The 21,940-nt window shown below is 72.3% G+C and carries 19 protein-coding genes and 1 riboswitch; of the genes, 12 read left to right on the plus strand and 7 right to left on the minus strand.

Features of this window, described 5'->3' with window-relative positions; all coding sequences use genetic code 11:
* Nucleotides 1-17: 17 nt before the first annotated feature.
* The gene (locus ACFYY2_RS26650) at nucleotides 18-2,468 is read right to left on the minus strand and encodes a DNA topoisomerase (ATP-hydrolyzing) subunit A (protein WP_388747366.1); all 2,451 of its coding nucleotides are present in this window, start codon (nucleotides 2,466-2,468) and stop codon (nucleotides 18-20) included.
* A 246-nt stretch (nucleotides 2,469-2,714) separates the two neighbouring features.
* Between ACFYY2_RS26650 and ACFYY2_RS26655 the strand changes: the two genes are divergently transcribed.
* The 4 genes from ACFYY2_RS26655 (at nucleotide 2,715) to ACFYY2_RS26670 (ending at nucleotide 7,547) form a co-directional block, all read left to right on the plus strand.
* The gene (locus ACFYY2_RS26655; protein WP_388747369.1) at nucleotides 2,715-4,082 is read left to right on the plus strand and encodes a M16 family metallopeptidase; all 1,368 of its coding nucleotides are present in this window, start codon (nucleotides 2,715-2,717) and stop codon (nucleotides 4,080-4,082) included.
* Between the two features lie 26 nt (nucleotides 4,083-4,108).
* The gene (locus tag ACFYY2_RS26660; RefSeq protein WP_388747604.1) at nucleotides 4,109-5,491 is read left to right on the plus strand and encodes a M16 family metallopeptidase; all 1,383 of its coding nucleotides are present in this window, start codon (nucleotides 4,109-4,111) and stop codon (nucleotides 5,489-5,491) included.
* Nucleotides 5,492-5,680: 189 nt separating this feature from the next.
* Nucleotides 5,681-5,850: riboswitch (cyclic di-AMP (ydaO/yuaA leader) on the plus strand.
* Between the two features lie 12 nt (nucleotides 5,851-5,862).
* Nucleotides 5,863-6,618 carry a M23 family metallopeptidase gene (locus ACFYY2_RS26665; RefSeq protein WP_388747372.1) on the plus strand — a complete coding sequence of 252 codons (756 nt, stop codon included), beginning with the start codon at nucleotides 5,863-5,865 and terminating at the stop codon, nucleotides 6,616-6,618.
* 224 nt (nucleotides 6,619-6,842) lie between these two features.
* Nucleotides 6,843-7,547: a GntR family transcriptional regulator gene (locus tag ACFYY2_RS26670; RefSeq protein ID WP_388747376.1), complete on the plus strand. Its 705-nt coding sequence runs from the start codon at nucleotides 6,843-6,845 to the stop codon at nucleotides 7,545-7,547.
* 170 nt (nucleotides 7,548-7,717) lie between these two features.
* On the opposite strand, the gene ACFYY2_RS26675 is transcribed toward ACFYY2_RS26670, so the two are convergent.
* The gene (locus tag ACFYY2_RS26675; protein ID WP_018520603.1) at nucleotides 7,718-7,999 is read right to left on the minus strand and encodes an HPr family phosphocarrier protein; all 282 of its coding nucleotides are present in this window, start codon (nucleotides 7,997-7,999) and stop codon (nucleotides 7,718-7,720) included.
* 164 nt (nucleotides 8,000-8,163) lie between these two features.
* On the opposite strand from ACFYY2_RS26675, the gene ACFYY2_RS26680 reads away from it, so the two are divergent.
* The 5 genes from ACFYY2_RS26680 to ACFYY2_RS26700 all read left to right on the plus strand — a co-directional run bounded on the left by ACFYY2_RS26680 (nucleotide 8,164) and on the right by ACFYY2_RS26700 (nucleotide 14,136).
* On the plus strand, nucleotides 8,164-11,025 hold the full coding sequence (locus ACFYY2_RS26680; RefSeq protein WP_388747380.1) for a GNAT family N-acetyltransferase: 2,862 nt from the start codon (nucleotides 8,164-8,166) through the stop codon (nucleotides 11,023-11,025).
* A gap of 58 nt (nucleotides 11,026-11,083) precedes the next feature.
* Nucleotides 11,084-11,680 carry a DUF5998 family protein gene (locus tag ACFYY2_RS26685; RefSeq protein WP_388747383.1) on the plus strand — a complete coding sequence of 199 codons (597 nt, stop codon included), beginning with the start codon at nucleotides 11,084-11,086 and terminating at the stop codon, nucleotides 11,678-11,680.
* Nucleotides 11,680-12,867 carry an alkaline phosphatase family protein gene (locus ACFYY2_RS26690; protein WP_388747386.1) on the plus strand — a complete coding sequence of 396 codons (1,188 nt, stop codon included), beginning with the start codon at nucleotides 11,680-11,682 and terminating at the stop codon, nucleotides 12,865-12,867. The genes ACFYY2_RS26685 and ACFYY2_RS26690 overlap by 1 nt, the downstream gene beginning before the upstream one ends.
* A gap of 70 nt (nucleotides 12,868-12,937) precedes the next feature.
* Nucleotides 12,938-13,588 carry a thymidine kinase gene (locus ACFYY2_RS26695; RefSeq protein ID WP_327113703.1) on the plus strand — a complete coding sequence of 217 codons (651 nt, stop codon included), beginning with the start codon at nucleotides 12,938-12,940 and terminating at the stop codon, nucleotides 13,586-13,588.
* A gap of 104 nt (nucleotides 13,589-13,692) precedes the next feature.
* Nucleotides 13,693-14,136: an SRPBCC family protein gene (locus ACFYY2_RS26700; protein WP_388747390.1), complete on the plus strand. Its 444-nt coding sequence runs from the start codon at nucleotides 13,693-13,695 to the stop codon at nucleotides 14,134-14,136.
* Between the two features lie 89 nt (nucleotides 14,137-14,225).
* On the opposite strand, the gene ACFYY2_RS26705 is transcribed toward ACFYY2_RS26700, so the two are convergent.
* A complete protein-coding gene (locus ACFYY2_RS26705; protein WP_388747393.1) occupies nucleotides 14,226-14,534 on the minus strand; it encodes a hypothetical protein in 309 nt (102 codons plus the stop codon).
* Between the two features lie 123 nt (nucleotides 14,535-14,657).
* Between ACFYY2_RS26705 and ACFYY2_RS26710 the strand changes: the two genes are divergently transcribed.
* Entirely contained in the window at nucleotides 14,658-14,882 is a 225-nt protein-coding gene (locus tag ACFYY2_RS26710; RefSeq protein ID WP_388747616.1) for a hypothetical protein, read from the plus strand.
* Nucleotides 14,883-14,920: 38 nt separating this feature from the next.
* Here the strand turns inward: ACFYY2_RS26710 and ACFYY2_RS26715 are convergent, their stop codons facing one another.
* The gene (locus tag ACFYY2_RS26715) at nucleotides 14,921-15,697 is read right to left on the minus strand and encodes a VOC family protein (RefSeq protein WP_388747396.1); all 777 of its coding nucleotides are present in this window, start codon (nucleotides 15,695-15,697) and stop codon (nucleotides 14,921-14,923) included.
* Nucleotides 15,698-15,936: 239 nt separating this feature from the next.
* Between ACFYY2_RS26715 and ACFYY2_RS26720 the strand changes: the two genes are divergently transcribed.
* Complete coding sequence (locus ACFYY2_RS26720) at nucleotides 15,937-16,764, plus strand: sulfurtransferase (RefSeq protein ID WP_388747399.1); 828 nt, start codon at nucleotides 15,937-15,939, stop codon at nucleotides 16,762-16,764.
* Nucleotides 16,765-16,847: 83 nt separating this feature from the next.
* Here the strand turns inward: ACFYY2_RS26720 and sepH are convergent, their stop codons facing one another.
* Nucleotides 16,848-17,909 carry a septation protein SepH gene (gene sepH / locus ACFYY2_RS26725; protein ID WP_388747402.1) on the minus strand — a complete coding sequence of 354 codons (1,062 nt, stop codon included), beginning with the start codon at nucleotides 17,907-17,909 and terminating at the stop codon, nucleotides 16,848-16,850.
* A gap of 496 nt (nucleotides 17,910-18,405) precedes the next feature.
* Between sepH and ACFYY2_RS26730 the strand changes: the two genes are divergently transcribed.
* Nucleotides 18,406-19,374: a hypothetical protein gene (locus ACFYY2_RS26730; protein ID WP_388747405.1), complete on the plus strand. Its 969-nt coding sequence runs from the start codon at nucleotides 18,406-18,408 to the stop codon at nucleotides 19,372-19,374.
* Between the two features lie 24 nt (nucleotides 19,375-19,398).
* Here ACFYY2_RS26730 and ACFYY2_RS26735 read toward each other — a convergent pair whose 3' ends face one another.
* Together ACFYY2_RS26735 and ACFYY2_RS26740 are read right to left on the minus strand one after the other, a co-directional pair.
* Nucleotides 19,399-20,718 carry a D-arabinono-1,4-lactone oxidase gene (locus ACFYY2_RS26735; RefSeq protein ID WP_388747408.1) on the minus strand — a complete coding sequence of 440 codons (1,320 nt, stop codon included), beginning with the start codon at nucleotides 20,716-20,718 and terminating at the stop codon, nucleotides 19,399-19,401.
* Nucleotides 20,678-21,922: an MFS transporter gene (locus ACFYY2_RS26740; protein WP_388747410.1), complete on the minus strand. Its 1,245-nt coding sequence runs from the start codon at nucleotides 21,920-21,922 to the stop codon at nucleotides 20,678-20,680. The genes ACFYY2_RS26735 and ACFYY2_RS26740 overlap by 41 nt, the downstream gene beginning before the upstream one ends.
* Nucleotides 21,923-21,940 lie beyond the last annotated feature (18 nt).

Raw genomic sequence — 21,940 nt, forward strand, 5'->3', positions numbered from 1 at the left:
GCCGTCCGGCCGGGGTCCTACAGCGGTCCGGCGATCACCGCGACGGGGTTCGTGGACGGTGTCCCCGAACCGTCACGGCGCGGATCCTGGGCAGGCAGATCCGCCGGTGTGCCGTTCTTCTGCGCCGCCCGCGCCGGTGTCTCCCCGGCCCAGGCGAACACCAGGACGTCCTCACCCTTCAGGAAGCGCTGGCAGCGCACCCCGCCGGTGGCCCTGCCCTTGCGCGGATACTGATCGAACGGGGTGAGCTTCCAGGTCCGTTCGGAGTCGTCCAGCGTGCCGTGCGACCCCGCGACCGTGAACACCACGGCGTCCGCGGACGGGTCGACCGCGGAGAAGGCCAGGACCGACGATCCCGCCGCGAGCTTGATGCCCGCCATGCCGCCGGCCGCCCGGCCCTGCGGCCGGACCTGACCCGCCGGATAGCGCAGCAACTGTGCGTCGGACGTGATGAAGACCAGGTCCTCCTCGCCCGTACGCAGCTGGGAGGCGCCGACGATCCGGTCGCCGTCCCTCAGCGCGATGACCTCCAACTCGTCCTTGTTGGCCGGGTAGTCGGGCACCACGCGCTTCACCACACCCTGCAGGGTGCCGATGGCCAGACCCGGTGACTCCTCGTCCAGGGTGGTGAGGCAGACCAGGGTCTCGTCCGCCTCAAGCGTGAGGAACTCCGAGATCTGCGCCCCGCCCGACAGGCTGGGCGCCGCATGGGTGTCCGGCAGCTGAGGCAGGTCGATCACCGAGAGGCGGAGCAGCCGTCCGCCGGACGTCACCGCGCCCACGTCGCCGCGTGCCGTCGCGCGGACGGCCGAGACGATCACGTCGTGCTTCGCCCTCCTCGCGTCCTCGGCCTGGACGATCGGCTCGGCGTTCGCCGTACGGGCCAGCAGGCCGGTCGAGGAGAGGAGCACCTGGCAGGGGTCGTCGGCGACCTCCAGCGGCACCGAGGCGACCTGCGAACCCGACGACTCCAGCAGTACCGTGCGCCGGTCGGTGCCGAACTTCTTCGCCACGGCGGCCAGTTCGGCCGAGACGAGCTTGCGCAGCTCGGCGTCCGACTCCAGGATCGCGGTCAGCTCGGCGATCTCCTGGTTCAGGCGGTCGCGCTCGGTCTCCAGCTCGATCCGGTCGAAGCGGGTGAGGCGGCGCAGCGGGGTGTCCAGGATGTACTGCGTCTGGATCTCGCTCAGCGAGAAGCGCTCCATCAGGCGCTCCTTCGCCTGTCCCGAGTTGTCGCTGTCCCGGATGAGGCGGATGACCTCGTCGATGTCGAGCAGGGCCACGAGCAGGCCCTCGACCAGGTGGAGCCGGTTGCGACGCTTGGTCCGGCGGAACTCGCTGCGCCTGCGCACCACGTCGAAACGGTGGTCGAGGTAGACCTCCAGGAGCTCCTTGAGCCCCAGGGTGAGCGGCTGTCCGTCGACGAGCGCGACGTTGTTGATGCCGAAGGACTCCTCCATCGGCGTCAGCTTGTAGAGCTGCTCCAGCACGGCCTCGGGCACGAAGCCGTTCTTGACCTCGATCACCAGACGGAGCCCGTGCGCGCGGTCCGTGAGGTCCTTGACGTCGGCGATGCCCTGGAGCTTCTTCGACCCGACCAGGTCCTTGATCTTGGCGATCACCTTCTCCGGACCGACGGTGAAGGGGAGTTCGGTGACCACGAGGCCCTTGCGGCGCGCCGTGACGCTCTCTATGGCGACCGTGGCACGGATCTTGAACGTGCCGCGCCCGGAGGCGTACGCGTCCTTGATGCCGCCGAGGCCCACGATCCTGCCACCGGTCGGCAGGTCGGGTCCGGGGACGAATCGCATCAGGGTCTCGAGGTCGGCGCCCGGGTGCCGGATCAGGTGGCGCGCGGCGGCGACGACCTCGCCGAGGTTGTGCGGGGGCATGTTGGTGGCCATGCCGACCGCGATCCCCGAAGCGCCGTTGACCAGGAGGTTCGGGTACGCCGCCGGGAGGACGACCGGCTCCTGCTCCTGGCCGTCGTAGTTCGACTGGAAGTCGACGGTGTCCTCGTCGATCGACTCCGTCATGAGCGACGTGGCGTCGGCCATCCGGCACTCGGTGTACCGCATGGCGGCCGGCGGGTCGTCGTTGCCCAGGGAGCCGAAGTTGCCGTGCCCGTCGACGAGGGGCAGGCGCATCGAGAACGGCTGTGCCATGCGCACCAGTGCGTCATAGATCGACGCGTCGCCGTGCGGGTGCAGTTTGCCCATCACCTCGCCGACGACCCGTGCGCACTTCACGTACCCACGGTCGGGGCGCAGTCCCATCTCGTTCATCTGAGACACGATGCGGCGGTGCACGGGCTTCATGCCGTCCCGGGCATCCGGCAGAGCCCGGGAGTAGATCACCGAGTACGCGTACTCGAGGAAGGAGCCCTGCATTTCGTCGACGACGTCGATGTCGAGGATCTTCTCCTCGAAGTCGTCCGGCGGCGGGGTTTTGGTGCTGCGGCGGGCCATCGCGGCTGCGACTCCTTCACAGATTCTGTCGGGCAACCTCAGGTTCTGACGCCGACCATTGTGGACCGCCGCACCGACAACCCCGACCTCGACCCGTCCGAAGCGGTCTCCGGGGCCCCGCGAAGCCCCTCTTCACGGCAGGATCTACGACAACATTCACCCGGCGGGAACTTCGCCAGGTGCCCGTGCGCTTGCTTACAGTGGCAGGTCCGGCAGGAAAATCCTGTACCGATCGAAGGGACGTACATGCCCATGGGTCACACGGCCACAGCCCAGGCCGGTTCCGGCGGCTTGACGGCGACCGAGCACCGGCTGGCCAACGGCCTGCGCGTGGTGCTCTCCGAGGACCATCTGACCCCGGTAGCCGCGGTCTGCCTCTGGTACGACGTCGGTTCCCGACACGAGGTCGAGGGCCGCACAGGCCTGGCCCACCTCTTCGAGCACCTGATGTTCCAGGGCTCGGGCCAGGTCAAGGGGAACGGACACTTCGAGCTGGTGCAGGGAGCCGGCGGGTCCCTCAACGGCACCACCAGCTTCGAGCGCACCAACTACTTCGAGACGATGCCCACGCACCAGCTGGAGCTGGCCCTGTGGCTCGAGGCCGACCGGATGGGCTCGCTGCTCGCCGCGCTCGACGAGGAGTCCATGGAGAACCAGCGGGACGTGGTGAAGAACGAGCGCCGCCAGCGCTACGACAACGTCCCGTACGGCACGGCGTTCGAGAAGCTCACCGCGCTCGCCTACCCGGAGGGCCACCCGTACCACCACACGCCGATCGGTTCGATGGCCGACCTGGACGCGGCGACCCTGGAGGACGCGCAGGCGTTCTTCCGGACGTACTACGCGCCGAACAACGCCGTGCTCTCCGTGGTCGGGGACATCGACCCGGAGCAGACGCTCGCCTGGATCGAGAAGTACTTCGGGTCCATCCCCTCCCACGACGGCAAGCAGCCCCCGCGTGACGGCACGCTGCCGGACATCATCGGCGGCCAGCTGCGCGAAGTGGTCCACGAGGAGGTGCCGGCGCGTGCGCTGATGGCGGCCTACCGGCTTCCTCACGACGGCACCCGTGCCTGCGACGCCGCGGATCTCGCGCTGACCGTGCTCGGCGGCGGCGAGTCGTCCCGCCTGCACAACCGCCTGGTCCGCCGCGACCGTACGGCCGTGGCCGCGGGATTCGGGCTGCTGCGGCTCTCCGGCGCGCCCTCGCTGGGCTGGCTGGACGTCAAGACGTCCGGCGGCGTCGAGGTCCCGCGGATCGAGGAGGCGGTCGACGAGGAGCTGGCCCGCTTCGCCGAGGAGGGCCCCACCCCTGAGGAAATGGAACGCGCCCAGGCACAGTTGGAGCGCGAGTGGCTGGACCGGCTCGGCACGGTCTCCGGCCGTGCCGACGAACTGTGCCGGTACGCCGTCCTGTTCGGCGACCCGCAGCTCGCCCTGACCGCGGTCGGCCGCGTGCTCGACGTGACCGCCGACGAGGTCAAGGCCGCCGCCCGGGCCCATCTGCGGCCCGACAACCGTGCCGTCCTGGTCTACGAGCCGGTGGAGCCGGCGGACGAGGCGGACGGCACCGACGCGCCCGAGACCGACGCGCACGAGGGGGCCGACAAGTGACCGACGCCGCCGTGACTGGAGTAGCGATGGAGTACCACCCGCAGCCGACCGCCGGCGAGGCCAGGCCCTGGGCCTTCCCCGCGCCCGAGCGGGGTGCCCTGCCCAACGGCCTGACCGTCCTGCGCTGCCACCGCCCCGGCCAGCAGGTCGTCGCCGTGGAGATCTTCCTCGACGCGCCGCTGGACGCGGAGCCCGAGGGCCTCGACGGTGTGGCCACGATCATGGCCCGCGCGCTGTCCGAAGGCACGGACAAGCGCTCCGCGGAGGAGTTCGCGGCCGAGCTGGAGCGCTGCGGCGCCACCCTGGACGCCCACGCCGACCACCCGGGTCTCCGCGTCTCCCTGGAGGTGCCGGTCTCCCGGCTCGCCAAGGCGCTCGGCCTGGTCGCCGAGGCGCTGAGGGCCCCGGCCTTCGCGGAGAGCGAGATCGAGCGCCTGGTGGGCAACCGGCTCGACGAGATCCCCCACGAGCAGGCCAACCCCGCCCGGCGGGCGGCGAAGCAGCTCTCCAAGGAGCTCTTCCCGGCGACCGCCCGGATGTCGCGTCCGCGCCAGGGGACGGAGGAGACGGTGCGGCGCATCGACGCCGCGGCCGTCCGCGCCTTCTACGACGCGCACGTCCGTCCCTCCACCGCGACCGCGGTCGTCGTCGGCGACCTCACCGGCATCGATCTGGACGAACTGCTCGCCGACACCGTCGGCGACTGGTCGGGGGACACGGTCCAGGCACGCCCGGTGCCCCCGATCACCGCCGACGACACCGGCCGTGTGGTCATCGTGGACCGACCCGGGGCCGTGCAGACCCAGCTCCTCATCGGGCGGATCGGCGCCGACCGGCACGACAGCGTGTGGCCCGCCCAGGTCCTCGGCACGTACTGCCTGGGGGGCACCCTGACCTCCCGGCTGGACCGCGTGCTGCGCGAGGAGAAGGGCTACACCTACGGTGTCCGGGCCTTCGGCCAGGTGCTGCGTTCGACGGCCCCCGGTTCGTCCTCCGGCTCCACCGGTGCGGCGATGCTCGCCATCAGCGGCTCCGTGGACACGGAGTCGACCGGGCCGGCGCTCGACGACCTGTGGAAGGTCCTGCGCACCCTGGCGGCCGAGGGGCTCACCGACGCTGAGCGTGAGACCGCCGTGCAGAACCTCGTCGGCGTGGCCCCGCTGAAGTACGAGACGGCGGCCTCTGTCGCGGGAACCCTGGCCGACCAGCTGGAGCAGCACCTCCCGGACGACTACCAGGCCACGCTGTACGCGCGCCTGGCCGAGACGGGCACGGTCGAGGCCACCGCCGCGGTGGTCAACGCCTTCCCGGTCGACCGTCTGGTCACCGTGCTGGTCGGTGACGCCGCGCAGATCGCGGACCCGGTACGGGAGCTGGGCATCGGCGAGGTGACGGTCGTCAGCGGCTGACGGTCCGGCACATTCGGGACTCCGGCGGGCACTCCGCCGGGGTCCTGTCTTTTGTCTGATTTATCAAGAGAAGTGCGCGTTCATCCTGTGGGATGTCCGACAAAAGATGCTTTCCGTTTGGTGCGGGCGAGGGGCCCGTCCTAGCGTCGGCTCGGCTGTCCGCCGGACACGAGCCGCGACCGCGGCTCCGGACAGCCATCGCCGAGTCCCCGTCAGGCGCGAGCCTGGGGAGCCGGGGACCCATGAAGTCCCTGGGGTGAATCGGATCCCTGCGTCTCGCACGAGACGAGAGGGGCCCGTAGGAGACCTTCCTGCTCCGAACCCGTCAGCTAACCCGGTAGGCGAGAAGGAAGGAAAGGACCAGCCACTTCATGGCGTTCATCCGTGCCGCCGGGAAGCACCGTGCCCCGAGCCGCCTGACGCGCAGGGGCGCCCGGGTCGCCGGCATCGCCGCCCTCGCCACCACCGGTGTCATCGGCGCCACAGCCTCCCCGGCGCTCGCCGCGGACTCCGAGGTCACCGCAAGCACCGGCCTGGCCCAGGCGGTCGCCCTCGACACGAGCCTCGCCGCACAGATCGAGGCCCAGGCGGAGGCGCAGCAGCACCAGGCCGACGTCGCCGCGGCGAAGGCCGAGGCCAAGCGCAAGGCGGAGGCCCGCGCCAAGGAGGTCCGCGAGGAGAAGGCGCGTGCCGCACGCGCCGCCGAGCGCGCCCGTCTCAACGCCTTCCACCTCCCGGTCGCCGGTTCGCACGTCACCACCGGTTACAAGTCCGGCGGCGCGCTCTGGTCCTCGGGCACCCATTCCGGCGTGGACTTCCAGGCCGCGTCCGGCACCCCCGTCGTCGCCGTCGGTGCCGGCACGGTCGTCGAGGCGGGCTGGGGCGGTGCCTACGGCAACAACATCGTGCTCAGGATGAAGGACGGCACGTACACCCAGTACGGCCACCTCTCCTCGATCGGCGTCTCGGTCGGCCAGAGCGTCGGCTCGGGGCAGCGGATCGGCCTCTCCGGCTCGACCGGCAACTCCACCGGACCGCACCTGCACTTCGAGGCCCGCACCACCCCCGAGTACGGCTCGGACATGGACCCCGTCGCCTATCTCCGCGCCCACGGCGTCCAGGTCTGACCCCGGGCTCGCCCGCACCGCTCCGACGAAGGCCTCGGCACGCGCCGGGGCCTTCGTCGTACCCCGGGTTGCCGCGGTGTCTCCGGGCCGCGCAGAACTGACTTCCAGCCAAAAGATATCCATGGATTCCACCCCGCCGTCGGAAATTCCGTCCGGTTGCAATAGAGTCACGGAACAGGCGTCGATCGGCCGCGTTTCGCGGGGATTAAGGCGGAGGTTCGGACATGCGCATTCCCGCGCAGTCGGTATGCACGGCGATCCGTGACGACATCGTCTCCGGTGTCTTCGAGCGCGGCGGCCGCCTCACCGAGGAGGTGCTCGCGCGACGCTACGGCGTCTCCCGCGTCCCGGTGCGCGAGGCGCTCCGCACCCTGGAGTCCGAGGGCTTCGTCGTCACCCGCCGGCACGCCGGTGCCTGTGTCGCCGAACCCACGGAGCAGGAGGCGGCCGACCTCCTGGAGATCCGGATGCTGCTGGAGCCGCTGGGCGCCGCGCGCGCGGCGCAGCGCCGCACCGACGCGCACCTCAAAGTGCTCCGGGGCCTGGTCAGGCTGGGTCAGGAGAGGGTGCGGCGAGGTGAGGGGGAGGACCTGCGCTCGCTCGGCGGCTGGTTCCACGAGACGCTCGCCCAGGCGTCGGGCAGCCCGGCCCTGATCGCGCTGCTCACGCAGCTGCGGCACAAGATCGCCTGGATGTACTCCGTGGAGCAGCCGGCCAGGCCCGCGGAATCCTGGGCCGAGCACGGAGCCCTCGTGGACGCCGTGGCGCGCGGGGACGCCGAACGGGCCAGGGCGCTCGCCGTCCAGCACGCCGAGCGGGTCACGGCCGCCCACCGGCTGCGCCGCACGGACCGGTCCGGCCGCGCGGGGGGCGGAACCCGGGTGAGGACTTCGCAACACCACGTAAACATCGCGGGAGTCCGCCATTAACAATTACGCCGTATACAAAGAGGGTAATTGTCGGCGGGCTTTCTTCCTGCTGCCCTGATCCGATTTTCCTGGGCTTGTTCCGGGTGGCCCGGTAAACAGAAAAGCCGCGGCGCCCGGTGGGGGTGCCGCGGCTTTGCCGCAAAGAGAATTCCGGACAGGAGCGGCCGGGATCAGACGGTCTCCGGGAGCTCCTCGAGCCCTTCGGCGACCAGCTTCGCCAGGCGGTCCAGGGCGGCCTCGGCGTTGTCCGCCTCGGACGCGAGCACGATCTCCTCGCCACCCTGCGCGCCCAGGCCGAGCACCGCGAGCATGGAGGCGGCGTTGACGGGGTTGCCGTCCGCCTTGGCGATCGTCACGGGGACGCCGGAGGCCGTGGCGGCACGGACGAAGATGGAAGCGGGGCGGGCGTGCAGGCCCTCGGCCCAACCGACGTTGACGCGGCGCTCAGCCATGGTTCTGCCCTTCAGGTGTCAATGAGTTGTCTAGACCAGTCTCTCATGCAGTGCGCCCTGCTGTGCCCGGCCCCGGAGCAGGCCCGGTGGCCACCCGCAGGCTCACTCAGCGTGCCCCCGCCGGGAACCCGCCGCGACCGCTGCGGCGGCCGTAGGCTTTGCCCATGGAGCCCACCCCGGAGCAGAGTCCGCATCACGCGTACCCCGACCACTGGGAAGCGGACGTGGTGCTCCGCGACGGCGGCACCGCCTGCATCCGGCCCATCACCACGGACGACGCCGAGCGGCTGGTCAGCTTCTACGAGCAGGTCTCCGACGAGTCGAAGTACTACCGCTTCTTCGCTCCCTACCCCCGGCTCTCCGCGAGCGACGTCCACCGCTTCACCCATCACGACTACGTCGACCGGGTGGGACTCGCCGTCACCGTCGGCGGCGACTTCATCGCCACCGTCCGCTTCGACCGCATCGACGAGCGGGGCCGCCCCGCCTCCGCCCCCGCGGACGAGGCCGAGGTCGCCTTCCTCGTCCAGGACGCCCACCAGGGCCGCGGAGTGGCGTCGGCGCTCCTGGAGCACATCGCGGCGGTGGCCCGGGAGAGGGGCATCCGCCGCTTCGCCGCCGAGGTGCTGCCCGCCAACAACAAGATGATCAAGGTGTTCCGCGATGCCGGATTCACCCAGCACCGCAGCTTCGAGGACGGCTCCGTCCACCTCACCCTCGACCTGGAACCCACGGCCGAGTCCCTCGCCGTCCAGCGCGCGCGGGAACAGCGGGCCGAGGCGCGCTCGGTGCAGCGTCTGCTCGCCCCCGGCTCCGTCGCGGTGGTCGGCGTCGGCCGCGCCGAGGGCGGGGTCGGCCGCACGGTCCTGCGCAATCTCCTGGGCTCGGACTTCACCGGACGCACCTACGCGGTGAACACCTCCTTCGCCGCCGGCCTGGCCACGGTCGACGGCGTCCCCGCGCACCGCTCCGTGGCCGAGATCGGTGAGCCCGTCGACCTCGCGGTCGTGGCGGTCCCCGCCGACCGGGTGCCGGAAGCCGTTGCGGACTGCGGTGAACACGGGGTCCAAGGAGTCGTCGTCCTCTCCGCCGGCTACGGCGAGCGCGGCGCCGACGGCCGGGAGCGCCAGCGCGAACTGGTCCGCCAGGCACGGTCGTACGGGATGCGGATCATCGGGCCGAACGCCTTCGGCATCATCAACACCTCCGACGCCGTCCGCCTCAACGCCTCCCTCGCCCCCGAGTCGCCCCAGGCCGGCCGCATCGGGCTCTTCACCCAGTCCGGTGCCATCGGCATCGCGCTCCTGTCCGGCCTCCACCGGCGCGGAGCGGGACTGTCCTCCTTCATCTCCGCGGGCAACCGGGCCGACGTCTCCGGCAACGACTTCCTGCAGTACTGGTTCGAGGACCAGGACACCGACGTCGCCCTGCTGTACCTCGAATCACTGGGCAACCCGCGCAAGTTCACCCGGCTCGCCCGCCGGACCGCCGCGGTCAAGCCGGTGGTCGTGGTCAAGGGCGCCCGGCACAGCGGTACCAACCCGCCGGGCCACGCCGTGCCCGTCAGCCGTATCCCCGACGCCACGGTCTCCGCCCTCATGCGCCAGGCCGGTGTGATCCGGGTCGACACCGTGACCGAGATGGTCGACGTGGGCCTGCTCCTCGCCGGCCAGCCCCTGCCGGACGGCCCACGGGTCGCGATCCTGGGCAACTCCGAGTCCCTCGGGCTCCTCACCTACGACGCGTGCCTGGCCGAAGGGCTGCGTCCGCGCCCGCCCCGCGACCTCACCACCGCCGCGGGCCCCCAGGACTTCCGGGACGCCCTCGCGCACGCACTGGCCGACCCGGGCTGCGACGGTGTGATCGTGACGGCGATCCCCTGGGTGGGGGAGAACGGCGAGGCGCAGACCGGCGAGGGGGAGGTCCTCGGTGCCGCGCTGCGCGAGGCGGCGGCCGACGGCCCGCCCAAGCCGGTCGCCGTCGTGCACGTGGAGATGGGCGGCCTGGCCCAGGCGCTCGCCGACGCGGCCGGCACGGCGGCACCGCCCGCGCCCCGGCGGCCCGCCGCCCCGGCCGGAGCCGAACCACGCGGCCCCGCACCGGCGGCGCCCGCACCTGCGCCCGACGAGGCCCGGCGTACCCCCCGCGCCGGACGGATCCCCGCCTACCCGGCGGCCGAGCGGGCCGTGCGCGCCCTCGCCGAAGCGGTGAAGTACGCCCAGTGGCGCCGCCAGGCCGCGTCCCCCGGCAAGGTGCCGGAATTCCTCGACGACACCATCGACGCACCGGGCACCGCCGCGCTCATCGACGCGCTGCTCGGGACGGACCCCGACCCGCGCGGCCGTCCCCTCACCCACGACGAGTCCCAGGAGCTCCTGGCCGGCTACGGCGTCACCGTGCGTCCCACGCTTCCCGCCCCTGACGCCGGGGCCGCCGTCGCCGCCGCCGGGCGGCTGGGCTACCCGGTCGCCCTCAAGACCACGGCGCCCCATCTCCGCCACCGTGCCGATCTGGGCGGCGTCCGGCTCGACCTCGTCGACGAGGACGCGCTGCGCCGTGCCTACGACGAACTGACGGACCTGCTCGGCACACCCGCCGAACTCCAGCCCGTCGTCCAGGCCATGGCACCCCGGGGCGTCGACACCGTCGTGCGCGCCTCGATCGACGCGGCCGCCGGGGCCGTCCTCTCCTTCGGCCTCGCCGGCGCCCCCTCCGAGCTGCTGGGCGACACCGCCCACCGCCTCGTGCCCGTCACCGACCGCGACGCCGCCGAACTCGTCCGGTCCATCAAGGCGGCGCCGGTGCTGTTCGGCTGGCGGGGCTCCGCGCCGGCCGACACCGCGGCTCTCGAGGAACTCCTGCTGAGGGTGTCGCGGCTGGTCGACGACCACCCGGAGGTGGTCTCGGTCGCCCTGGAACCGGTCGTCGTGGCCACGCACGGCCTGACCGTGCTCGGGGCGAGCGTCCGCCTCGCACCGCCGCCCGCCCGCAGCGACATCGGCCCCCGGCGGCTCCCCCGCTACTGACCCCGCGGCCCGCGCACGGCGTCCCCGGCAGCCACCTGCCCCCCGTAGGATGGTCCGCATGGCAAAGACCGGTACGACGACCCAGGGGCTGCGCACGGCGATCGAGCGCAGCGGCTACTACCCGGCCCTCGTGGCCGAGGCGGTGGAGGCCGCCGTCGGCGGGGAGCCGGTCGCGTCGTACCTGGTGCACCAGGAGACCACCTTCGACTCCAACGAGGTCCGCCGCCACGTCACGGTCCTCGTCCTCACGGACACGCGCTTCATCGTCAGCCACACCGACGAGCAGGCCGCCGACAACAGCTCCCCGACGCCGTACGCCACGACGTCGACCGAGTCCGTCAAGCTCGACCGGATCTCGTCCGTCGTGGTGAGCCGCGTCGTCGCCGACCCCGAGAAGTACGTGCCCGGCACGCTGCCGCGCGAGGTCGTCCTCACCATCGGCTGGGGCGCCGTCTCCCGGATCGACCTGGAGCCCGCCGCCTGCGGCGACCCCAACTGCGAGGCCGACCACGGCTACACGGGCAGCTCCACCGCCGACGACCTGAGCCTGCGGGTCAGCGAGGCCGGCGACGGCCCGGACACCGTGCGCCAGACCCTCGCCTTCGCACAGGCCCTCTCCGAGGCCACGGCCGCGACCGCGGCGACCGGCCGCTGATGGCCCAGCCGGCCTGGCAGGACCCCGTCCTGCTCGCTCCCGATTCCGCTCCGGCACCGGAGTACGGCAGCGGTTCGCTCGCCGACCTCCTGCCCACCCTCGCCGCCGGACAGGGCGTACCCGGCTTCGAGGCGGCGATCCCCGAACTCACCCCGGCCGACCGGAACTGCGTCTTCCTGATCGACGGCCTCGGCTGGGAGCAGATCACGGCGCACCCCGACGAAGCGCCCTTCCTGCACTCCCTCCTGTCCACCTCCCGTGGCGGTACCGGCCGGCCCATCACGGCGGGCTTCCCGTCGACCACGGCGACCTCGCTCGCCTCCGTCGGTACGGGCCTGCCCCCCGGTGAGCACGGCCTCCCCGGGTACACCGTGCGGAACCCCGAGACCGGCGCGCTGATGAACCAGCTCCGCTGGAGGCCCTGGACCGAGCCCAAGGTCTGGCAGCCCCACCCCACCGTCTTCCAGCTCGCCGACGCGGCGGGGGTGCGCACGGCGCAGGTCTCCGCGCCCAACTTCGAGCAGACCCCGCTGACCAAGGTCGCGCTCAGCGGCGGTTCCTTCCTCGGCCGGCTCACGGGCGAGGAGCGCATGGACCTCGCCGCCGAGCGGCTCGCCGCGGGCGACAGGTCGCTGGTCTACACGTACTACAGCGAGGTCGACGGACAGGGCCACCGCTTCGGTGTCGACTCCGACGCCTGGCGCGGCCAGCTGATGTACGTCGACGGGCTCGCCCGGCGCCTGGCCGAGCAGCTCCCGCCCCGCTCGGCGCTCTACGTCACGGCCGACCACGGCATGATCGACATCCCGTTCGACGAACAGTCCCGGATCGACTTCGACGAGGACTGGGAACTCGGCGCGGGAGTGGCCCTGCTGGGCGGCGAGGGCCGGGCACGCCACGTGTACGCGGTGCCCGGGGCCGAGGCCGATGTGCTCACCGTGTGGCGCGAGGTGCTGGGCGAGCAGTTCTGGGTGGCGAGCCGGGACGAGGCCGTCGCCGCGGGCTGGTTCGGCCCCCGGATCGACGAGCGTGTGTACGGCAGGATCGGCGACGTCGTGGCAGCCGCCCACGACGACGTGGTGATCACCGCCTCCGTCAACGAACCCCACGAGTCGGTGATGGTGGGGATGCACGGCTCGCTGACCCCCGTCGAGCAGTTGGTCCCGCTGCTCGAAGTACGCTCGTAACCCCGTTCTCCGCACGCACCCGACACGCACCCCGCACCGCACACGCACCCCGAAAGGCACGCACCCCCTCATGCCCGAGCTCGTGTTCTTCTCCGGAACGATGGACTGCGGAAAGAGCACCCTGGCCCTCCAGATCAGTCACAACAGGTCGGCCCGAGGTCTGCAGGGAGTGATCTTCACCCGCGACGACCGGGCGGGGGAGGGGAAGCTCTCCTCGCGGCTGGGCCTGGTGACGGACGCCGTCGAGGCGGCACCGGGCATGGACCTGTACGGCTATCTCGTGGGGCGGATGTCGAGGGGCGACAAGGTCGACCACGTGATCGTCGACGAGGCGCAGTTCATGGCGCCCGAGCAGATCGACCAACTGGCGCGCGTCGTGGACGACCTGGGCCTGGACGTCTTCGCCTTCGGGATCACCACGGATTTCCGGACCAAGCTCTTCCCCGGCTCGCAGCGCCTGATCGAACTGGCCGACCGCATAGAGACACTCCAGGTCGAGGCCATGTGCTGGTGCGGCGCGCGCGCCACGCACAACGCCAGGACCGTGGACGGTGCGATGGTCGTCGAGGGGGAGCAGGTCGTCGTCGGCGACGTCGACCGGCCGGCCGGAGAGGTCGGCTACGAGGTCCTCTGCCGCCGTCACCACCGCCGCCACATGACGAGCGCCGCCGCGTACGCGGGCGCGCTCTCGCCGGACGTCCTGCCCGTCAACCACGGCTGAGCACGGCCGCCCCGGCGGCCGAAGGGCCGAGGATCATGCGTGGGGGAACGTCGAGGGGGTACTCGGGTGCGGAAGCCGCAACCGAGTCCGAAAAGGGTGATGACATGTCCTCCTCCCTCGTCGAAACCGTCGACATCAAGGCGCCGGTCGCCGTTACCTGGGCTCTGTGGAGCGATGTGACGCAGTGGCCGAAGTTCCTGAGCCACGTACAGCGCGTCGACCCGATGGACGAGCGCCGGTTCTCCTGGCAGCTGTCCCTGCCGGGCGCCGACAAGAGCTTCGTCGCGGAGCTCACCGAGGTCGTCCCTCAGGACCGCATCGCCTGGAAGACGATCGAGGGCGTGCACCACGCCGGAGTGGTCACCTTCCACCGGATCGACGACCACTCCAGCCGGGTGGCCCTGCAGATCGAGTACGACCCCAGGGGATTCGTGGAGCACGTGGGTGCTCTGACGAACCTCGACTCGGCGCTGGCCAACTACGACCTGGGCGAGTTCCAGAAGCTCGCCGAGGCGACGGCGGCGGGAGACGGCCCCCTGAGCCCGTGATCCGGGCTTCCCCGTACGTGAACCGCCCGTGCGCACCCAGGAGGTGCGCACGGGCGGTTCACGTCATCGGCCGCTGACCCGACGCGGCGTCAGCGCCGCGCCGGGGCCGAGGAGCCGGCCGTGCGCCCGGCGGACCCGGGACCGGTGTCCGCGCCGGTGTCCCCGTACGCCACGGCGGCCTCCCGGCGGCGCGCCTCCGCCGCCTCGCGTGCGGTGCGCAGCGGCGACTGCGTCCACTCCGCGAACCACCAGACGCCCGCCACCACGGAAGCCCACAGCAGCCCGCCCAGGGCCGCGCCCGGCCAGGACGCCCCCTCGGCCACCCGCTCCACCGCGGTCAGTGCCACCCAGCCGCTGAGCAGCACGGTCAGAATGCGTACGCGCCTATGCCTGAACATCTCTCGCGGCTACCCGGGCCGGGGACGATCACGCGGCAAGATCCCGAAAACCACCCTTTCGCTGGGAGTGCGGCGCAGTGAGCCGTTATGCCGGTCGTCTCCGTACCTGGAACGCGCCTGGACATGATCAACGGACGCTTCGGCTCGCCAAGGGCTGTCCCGTCATCCAACACCCCGCTCGTGCGCGGCCGGACCGTCTTCGTTGTCGCGCACCGGCTGTCCACGATCCAGGGTGCGGACCGCATCGTGGCCATGCAGGGCGGCCGCGTCGCCGAAGTGGGCACGCACGAGCAACTGCTCGACAGGGGCGGTGTGTACGCCGGACTCCAGCCCGCCCGGCCGAGTTGAGGCCCGGTACGCGGCATGCCGGGCCGCCGGCCGTCCGCTCAGTCCTCCGGCGGCCTGACCACGGTGAACACCGCTCCCTCGGGGTCCGCCACGGTCGCGAGGCGCCCGCTCGGCGTATCCCTCGGCGGATGCAGTACACGCCCGCCGAGTTCGGCCACCCGCGCCGCGGCCTCGTCGGCGTCGGCGACCTGGAAGTACGTCATCCAGTGCGGCCCCCGGTCGCGCGGCAGACCGTGCCCCACGCCGTGGAGGGCCGCGACCGGGCGCCCCCGCAGATGCAGTGTCTGGTAGTCGAAGTCGGCCGAGACGACCGCCTCGGCCTCGAAGCCGAACACCGCCTGGTAGAACTTGGCGACCGACGCGGTCTCCCGTGTCACCAGCTCGTTCCACACGGGCGTGCCGGGCGTGCCCGCCAGGGCCGTGCCGAGGTGCTCGGCGGCCTGCCAGATGCCGAACACGGCTCCGCCGGGGTCCGACGCGAGCGCCAGGCGGCCCGCGTCTCCCGCGACGATCGGGCCGACCGCGACCGTGCCGCCGCAGGAACGGATGGCCTCCGCGGTGGCGTCCGCGTCCTCCGTGGCCAGATAGGTCGTCCAGGCAATGGGGAGGTGCCGGTCCGGTGGCAACTGCCCGATGCCGGCGACCTCCTTGCCGTGCAGGAGGGCCCGTACGTACGGGCCCAACTGCTCGGGACCCGGCCGGAACTCCCAGCCGAACAGCTGGCTGTAGAAGTCCTGGGTCGCGGACAGGCCGTGCACGATCAGACTCACCCAGCACGGTGCTCCGGGAATGCGCCGGGTGGCAGCCTCGGTCATCTTCTTCTCTCTCCTCGTACCATCGGGGTCGCCGTACGGGGGGACGGGGCCTGCACGACGTCCAGCGGTACGGATACGGGTGCGTACGCTCCGTGCAGATGCTCGCACCACTGAGCCTCCGAGGCACCCCGGCCGCGCCGCGTTTTCCGGCTTCCGGTAGCCGTGTTGACCGTTTTGATGGGGAGTATCCGCTTAGGGGTGGCGACATCGCGGGTGGTCCCTGCGCGAGGATGGCACCCATGAAGCCCATCATCACCGCAGTCGAATATCTGAGCGAGTCGACCGGGCCGCGCCCGCCCGTACTCCTCGACGTCCGCTGGCAGCTCGGCGGCCCGCACGGCCGCGCCGCCTACGAGGCCGGGCACATCCCGGGCGCGGTGTTCGTCGACCTCGACGCCGAGCTGGCCGGCCCGGCGGGCAGCGGCGGCCGCCACCCCCTGCCGGACCCCGAGGACTTCGGTGCGGTCATGCGGCGCGCGGGCGTGGGGGGCGGGACTCCCGTGGTGGTCTATGACGGCGGTCAGGGCTGGGCGGCCGCGCGCGCCTGGTGGCTGCTGCGCTGGACCGGTCACCTCGACGTCCGCGTGCTGGACGGAGGGCTCGCCGCGTGGACGGGCGAGCTCACCACCGCGCTCCCGAAGCCCGACGAGGGCGACTTCCGGCCCGCGCCGGGTGCGCTGGGTCTGCTGGACGCCGACGGTGCGGCCGGCCTCGCCCGCTCCGGGCTCCTGCTCGACGCGCGGGCGGCGGAGCGCTACCGGGGCGACGTCGAGCCCATCGACCGGGTGGGCGGCCACATCCCGGGTGCGGTCTCCGCCCCGACCACCCTGAACGTCGATGAGGACGGGCGGTTCCTGCCCGCCGGATCGCTGGCCTCCCGGTTCGAGGCCCTGGGTGCGGACGGTGCCACGGAGGTCGGTGTCTACTGCGGCTCCGGCGTCTCGGGCGCGCATCAGGTGCTGGCGCTGGAGATCGCCGGACACCGGGCCGCCCTCTACGCGGGCTCCTGGTCGGAATGGTCCGCGGACGAGTCCCGGCCGGTCGCCACGGGACCGGACCCGCGCTGAGGCCGTCGGCCGCATCGAGGGGTGAGGGTCCGTACGCCGGTGCGCACGGGCCCTCCTCACGCCATCGGTGTCCGGGCCGTCCGTCAGTCCTGCTTCTTCCGGCGCGTACCGAAGACGATCTCGTCCCAGCTCGGCACCGCCGCCCGGCGTCCGGGGCGCACCCCGTCGGCCTCGGCCTGGCGGTCCGTGGTGCCGGTCAGCCGGTCACGGTGCCCGGCCACCGCGCGCGGCATCAGCACGTCGGCGTAGGCGGAACCGGCGCCCGCCGCGGCCGCCGCCGGAGGCTCGTCCGCCTCGGGCTCCTGCTGCGGCGCGGGTTCGAGCGCGGGCGGCTCCGGCTGCGACGGGCGCTCGGGCACGACCATGTCCCCGCGGAAACTCGGTACCGCTTCCAGAAGGCTCGTCAGTGAGTCGCGCTCGCCCACGGAGATGCCGCCGAGGCGCTCGTCCGGCTCCGGCACCGAAGGGGCGGGCCGCTCGATCTGGCGGTCCAGGGCGCGGTCCAGCGGCCGGTCGCGCGGCAGGCGGGCGATCCGGGGCACGAACGGGAAGCTGGGCTCGGGGGAGGCGGAGTCGTCGGTCTCGCCGATCAGCGACCGCGCCTCCTCGTCCACGGCCTGGACCAGGCGCCGCGGCGGGTCGTAGGTCCAGCTCGCGGAGTGCGGTTCGCCTGCGACGCGGTACACCAGGAGGACCTCCCAGGTGCCGTCGTCCCGGCGCCAGGAGTCCCACTGCACGGTCTCCCGGTCGGCACCGCGCAGCAGCAGCCGCTCCTGCACCGCGTCGCCGAGCTGGGGTCCCGTGTTCTCGCCGGGGCGGCGCACGGCCGTCTTCCGGGCCCGCTCGGCCATGAAGGCGCGCTCCGCGAGCACAGGACCCTCGAAGCGGCGCACCCGGTCGACCGGGATGCCGGCGAACTGCGCGACCTCCTCGGCGGAGGCACCGGCGCGTATCCGCGCCTGGATGTCGCGGGGGCGGAGATGGCTCTCCACCTCGATCTCGATCTGGCCCAGGCGTGCGCGGTCGTTGCGCACGGCGGCACGCAGCCGCTCGTCGATCGGAAGCGTGTACTCCGTGCTGTCCGCAGCCTTGAGCACCAGTCGTGTGCCGTCGTTTGAGACGGCCACGACACGCAGTTCGGGCATGGGAACCTCCCGGGTGGTGCCTGCCGACGTCACGTGCGTCGCTGCTTCCGCTAGTCGAGTGTGACCTGCCCGGGTTCAGCCTGCCACAACCTTGCCAAGTTACCCGGCGTGTCGGGCCTTGGCCCTGGAGCGCCACGATGGCACGGTTACCTGTTTGCGACGCGGAGCGACCGGTTCGTCACTCCGTGCAGCAGGCGCCCGTGCGATGCCGCGGCGCCGCCGGTTCGAGTGCCGATTTCGGCTCCCTCCCGTAGGCCCGGCCACCCATGCGGGAGTCCGGCCCCAGGGCTCGTCACAGTACTCCATTCGGGCCACGTGGGTGGACCGGCGCGCCGCCGAAGTTCTCGTCGGACACAGGAGTTGGGTTACCCCGTTCGCGGCCGTATGCCCGCGATGCGTGGGCTGCTTCACAGAAACTCCAGAATCGGAACTATCCGGTTCGCTCATATGTCCCTTCCTGGTGCAAGGTGGGGTAGTTGTCGAGCAGGGGCTGATCATGGTTCAGAAGCCGCAGAGTGATGCGGAACATAAGGAAAGGCGCATAGATCTGAGCCTGCCGCAGGTCGCCGGCAGTGCGGTCGCCTCGGTCGCCGCAGCGGTCATGGCCTCACAGCTGGGCGTGTACGGAACCATCGCGGGTGCCGGCGTGATGAGCGTGGTGGCCACCTGCGGAGGGTCGGTCTTCCAGCACTTCTTCCGCCGCACCGGCGAGCAGATCCGTGAAGTCACGGTCCAGGTGAAACATCCGGCGGGCCGTCAGGTGACGGTGCGCACCAAGGAGACGTCCCCCGCGTCGCAGTGGCCGCGGGACGAGGCGACCACGGTCCTGCGCTCCGTGACGGAGGCGGAGTCCGAGGCCGAGCGCACCAGGCTGCTCCGCCGAGTGCGGGCCGGCGACGGCGGCCCGGTGGATGACGCGGCCCGCCCCGGGACGCTCCCCGGCGGCGTGACCCCGGACGACGCCTACTCCGACGCCCGCACCCACGGCACCCGCGTCCGGGGCTGGAAGCGTTCGGCCCTCGCGGCCACCGGTGTGTTCGTGTTCTCGATGGCGGGCATCACGGTCTACGAGGCGGTGTCCGGCCACGATCTCGGCGGCAACGGGGGGACGACCGTCGGCTCGGTCGTCCGGGGCGAGCGCGACGGCGGGGCGAAGGCCCCCGAGCCGTCCACCGGAACCGGGCGGGACGACGACGGGGACGACGTGCGCCGACCGGACACGGGCGCCACGACGGAGCCCGGCACCGATCCCCGCGACGGCCACAGCGCCTCGCCCGACCCGTCCGGAGGCGGCGCGACCGAGGATCCGGCTCCTTCGCCCTCGCTCTCCGCGGACCCCACCGCACCGGAGACCACACCGTCGGCCCCCGGTGACGGCACCCCGTCCGCACCCGCCACGACCGGTGCCGGCGACGCCGCGGGCGCACAGGACGACGCGGCCTCCGGGGCGGACGCCGGACGGTGAGCCCGCGCCGCAGGGCTCCGCGCGTCAGTCGCCGAGCACCCGGCGCAGGTAGTCGTTGGCGAACAGCCGGCCCGGGTCGAGCCGGTCGCGTACGGCGGTGAACTCTCCGAAGCGCGGATAGGCCCCGGCGAGGTACGCGGCGTCCCGGGTGTGGATCTTGCCCCAGTGCGGGCGGCCGTCGTACCCCGTCATGATCCGTTCGACGGCCGTGAAGTACGCCTGGTACGGGGTGCCCCGGTACAGGTGCACCGCGATGTACGCGCTGTCCCGGCCCGAGGCCGTGGACAGCGCGATGTCGTCCGCGGGAGCCGTACGGACCTCCACCGGGAAGCCGATGCGCAGCGGCGAGCGGTCGATCATGGCCTTGAGCTCCCGCAGCGCCTCGACGGCGGCCTCGCGCGGCAGGGCGTACTCCATCTCGACGAAGCGCACCCGGCGGGGGCTGGTGAACACCTTGTACGGGATGTCGGTGTAGGTGCGGGCCGACAGGGCGCGGCTGGAGATCTTCGCGAGGGCGGGGATGGTCCCGGGGACCGCCCGGCCCACCGTGCAGGCGACCTGGAAGATCCCGTTGGACAGCAGCTCGTCCTCGACCCAGCCCCTGACCCGCCCGGGCGGAGCGGCCGGGCCGGCGCTGCGGTTGTTCCGTTTGGTGTTGCAGTTGCCCGTGTGCGGGAACCAGTAGAACTCGAAGTGCTCGTTCTCGGCGACGAGCTGATCAAAGTCGGCCGTGACCCGGTCGAAGGTCATCGGCTCCTCGCGGGCCCTCAGCAGGAAGACCGGCTCGACCGCGAAGGTGACCGCGGTGACCACGCCGAGCGCGCCCAGGCCGATCCTGGCCGCCGCGAAGACGTCGGGGTGTTCGGCGTCCGAGCAGCGGAGCACCGTGCCGTCGGCCGTGAGCAGTTCGAGCGCGCGGATCTGCGCCGACACGGACGCCGAGTCGCGTCCGGTGCCGTGGGTCCCGGTGGACGTGGCCCCGGCGACCGTCTGCTCCATGATGTCGCCCATGTTCGTGAGGGAGAGCCCCTCGCGGGCGAGCGCGGCGTTGAGGCGCTTCAACGGGGTGCCGGCCTCGACCGTCACCGTCATCGCCTCGCGGTCGACGTCCCGGATGCCCGTGAGCAGGTCCGGGCGTATGAGGACCCCGTCCGTGGCCGCGGCCGCGGTGAACGAGTGACCGGTCCCCGCCGGCTTCACGGTCAGACCGTCCTCGGAGGCCCTGCGGAGGACGTCGGCCAGCTCGTCGACCGATGCGGGGGACTCCACGCGCACCGGCCGGGCGGTGACATTGCCCGCCCAGTTACGCCACGTGCTCGCCGTCCGTGCGTAGGTGTCGGTCATTGTCCCCGCGCCCTCCCGTAGGTACCGGCTCCGCGAGCCGGCGATACCCCAGGAGCGCCACCGCGGCCGCGAGCACTCCCGACACGACGGGCACCACGTACCCCGCCGCTGCGCCCGAGGCGTCGACCACCCAGCCTGCGGCGGAGGAGCCGAGCGCCACTCCGACCGCGAGTCCCGTGCTGGTCCAGGTCATGCCCTCGGTCAGCTGCGTGCGCGGTACGTGCTGCTCGACGAGGGCCATCGTGGTGACCATCGTCGGTGCGATGGCGAGGCCCGCGGCGAAGAGCGCCACGGCCAGGAACGGCAGGCTCCCGGCCAGTTGGAGGGGGATCATACTCACGGCCATCGCGCACACCCCCACCAGCCACCGGGCGGCCGGCCTCCCCTTGACGTGGAACAGGCCGAAGACCGCCCCGGCGAGGCAGGAGCCCAGGGCGTAGACCGCGAGCACGAGACTGGCCGCCGCCTTGTGGCCGCGCTCCTCGGCGAAGGCCACGGTCACCACGTCCACCGCTCCGAAGATCGCACCCGTGGCGACGAACGTCAGCACGAGCACCTGGAGCCCCGACGAGCGGAGCGCGGAGCCGCCGGTGTGGTGCTCCTTCGGATGCGGCCTGGGCTCGGTGGCCCGCTGCGCCGTCAGCCAGAACACGCCCACCACCAGGAACCCGCCGGCGAGCAGGGGGCCCGCCTCCGGGAACCAGGCGGTCGACAGCCCGATGGAGATGATGGGGCCGAAGATGAAGCACGCCTCGTCGACGATCGACTCCCACGAGTACGCCGTGTGCAGCTGCCGCTCGGAACCCCGGTAGATCTCGGCCCACCGGGACCGGACCATCGACCCCACGCTCGGCACGCAGCCCGCGCCGACGGCGAAGACGAAGAGCGTCCAGTCGGGCAGCCGCTGCTGTGCACAGATCAGCAGACCGGCGACGGAGGCGACGGCGAGCAGGGTGGCGGGGCGCAGCACACGGCGCTGCCCGTAACGGTCGACCAGCCTGGACACCTGCGGTCCCATGGCCGCAGCCGCGAGGGCGAGCGTCGCGGACAGCGCGCCGGCCAGCCCGTAGCGCCCGGTGAGCTGGGACACCATGGTGACGACGCCGATCCCCATCATGGCCAGCGGCATCCGGCCGAGGAATCCGGCAGCCGAGAAGGCCGGGCTTCCCGGGGCGGAGAAGATGGCGCGGTAGGGGCTGGGCAAGGGGTGCTCCGATGAAGC

This window comes from Streptomyces sp. NPDC001822 (genome assembly GCF_042892135.1).
Taxonomy (GTDB): Bacteria; Actinomycetota; Actinomycetes; order Streptomycetales; family Streptomycetaceae; genus Streptomyces.

What these genes read in the sequence shown, in the direction of transcription:
- ACFYY2_RS26650 (WP_388747366.1), bottom strand. Translation starts at nt 2,468, where the DNA reads ATGGCCCGCCGCAGCACCAAAACCCCGCCGCCGGACGACTTCGAGGAG.
- ACFYY2_RS26655 (WP_388747369.1), top strand. Translation starts at nt 2,715, where the DNA reads ATGCCCATGGGTCACACGGCCACAGCCCAGGCCGGTTCCGGCGGCTTG.
- ACFYY2_RS26660 (WP_388747604.1), top strand. Translation starts at nt 4,109, where the DNA reads ATGGAGTACCACCCGCAGCCGACCGCCGGCGAGGCCAGGCCCTGGGCC.
- ACFYY2_RS26665 (WP_388747372.1), top strand. Translation starts at nt 5,863, where the DNA reads ATGGCGTTCATCCGTGCCGCCGGGAAGCACCGTGCCCCGAGCCGCCTG.
- ACFYY2_RS26670 (WP_388747376.1), top strand. Translation starts at nt 6,843, where the DNA reads ATGCGCATTCCCGCGCAGTCGGTATGCACGGCGATCCGTGACGACATC.
- ACFYY2_RS26675 (WP_018520603.1), bottom strand. Translation starts at nt 7,999, where the DNA reads ATGGCTGAGCGCCGCGTCAACGTCGGTTGGGCCGAGGGCCTGCACGCC.
- ACFYY2_RS26680 (WP_388747380.1), top strand. Translation starts at nt 8,164, where the DNA reads ATGGAGCCCACCCCGGAGCAGAGTCCGCATCACGCGTACCCCGACCAC.
- ACFYY2_RS26685 (WP_388747383.1), top strand. Translation starts at nt 11,084, where the DNA reads ATGGCAAAGACCGGTACGACGACCCAGGGGCTGCGCACGGCGATCGAG.
- ACFYY2_RS26690 (WP_388747386.1), top strand. Translation starts at nt 11,680, where the DNA reads ATGGCCCAGCCGGCCTGGCAGGACCCCGTCCTGCTCGCTCCCGATTCC.
- ACFYY2_RS26695 (WP_327113703.1), top strand. Translation starts at nt 12,938, where the DNA reads ATGCCCGAGCTCGTGTTCTTCTCCGGAACGATGGACTGCGGAAAGAGC.
- ACFYY2_RS26700 (WP_388747390.1), top strand. Translation starts at nt 13,693, where the DNA reads ATGTCCTCCTCCCTCGTCGAAACCGTCGACATCAAGGCGCCGGTCGCC.
- ACFYY2_RS26705 (WP_388747393.1), bottom strand. Translation starts at nt 14,534, where the DNA reads ATGTTCAGGCATAGGCGCGTACGCATTCTGACCGTGCTGCTCAGCGGC.
- ACFYY2_RS26710 (WP_388747616.1), top strand. Translation starts at nt 14,658, where the DNA reads ATGATCAACGGACGCTTCGGCTCGCCAAGGGCTGTCCCGTCATCCAAC.
- ACFYY2_RS26715 (WP_388747396.1), bottom strand. Translation starts at nt 15,697, where the DNA reads ATGACCGAGGCTGCCACCCGGCGCATTCCCGGAGCACCGTGCTGGGTG.
- ACFYY2_RS26720 (WP_388747399.1), top strand. Translation starts at nt 15,937, where the DNA reads ATGAAGCCCATCATCACCGCAGTCGAATATCTGAGCGAGTCGACCGGG.
- sepH (WP_388747402.1), bottom strand. Translation starts at nt 17,909, where the DNA reads ATGCCCGAACTGCGTGTCGTGGCCGTCTCAAACGACGGCACACGACTG.
- ACFYY2_RS26730 (WP_388747405.1), top strand. Translation starts at nt 18,406, where the DNA reads ATGGTTCAGAAGCCGCAGAGTGATGCGGAACATAAGGAAAGGCGCATA.
- ACFYY2_RS26735 (WP_388747408.1), bottom strand. Translation starts at nt 20,718, where the DNA reads ATGACCGACACCTACGCACGGACGGCGAGCACGTGGCGTAACTGGGCG.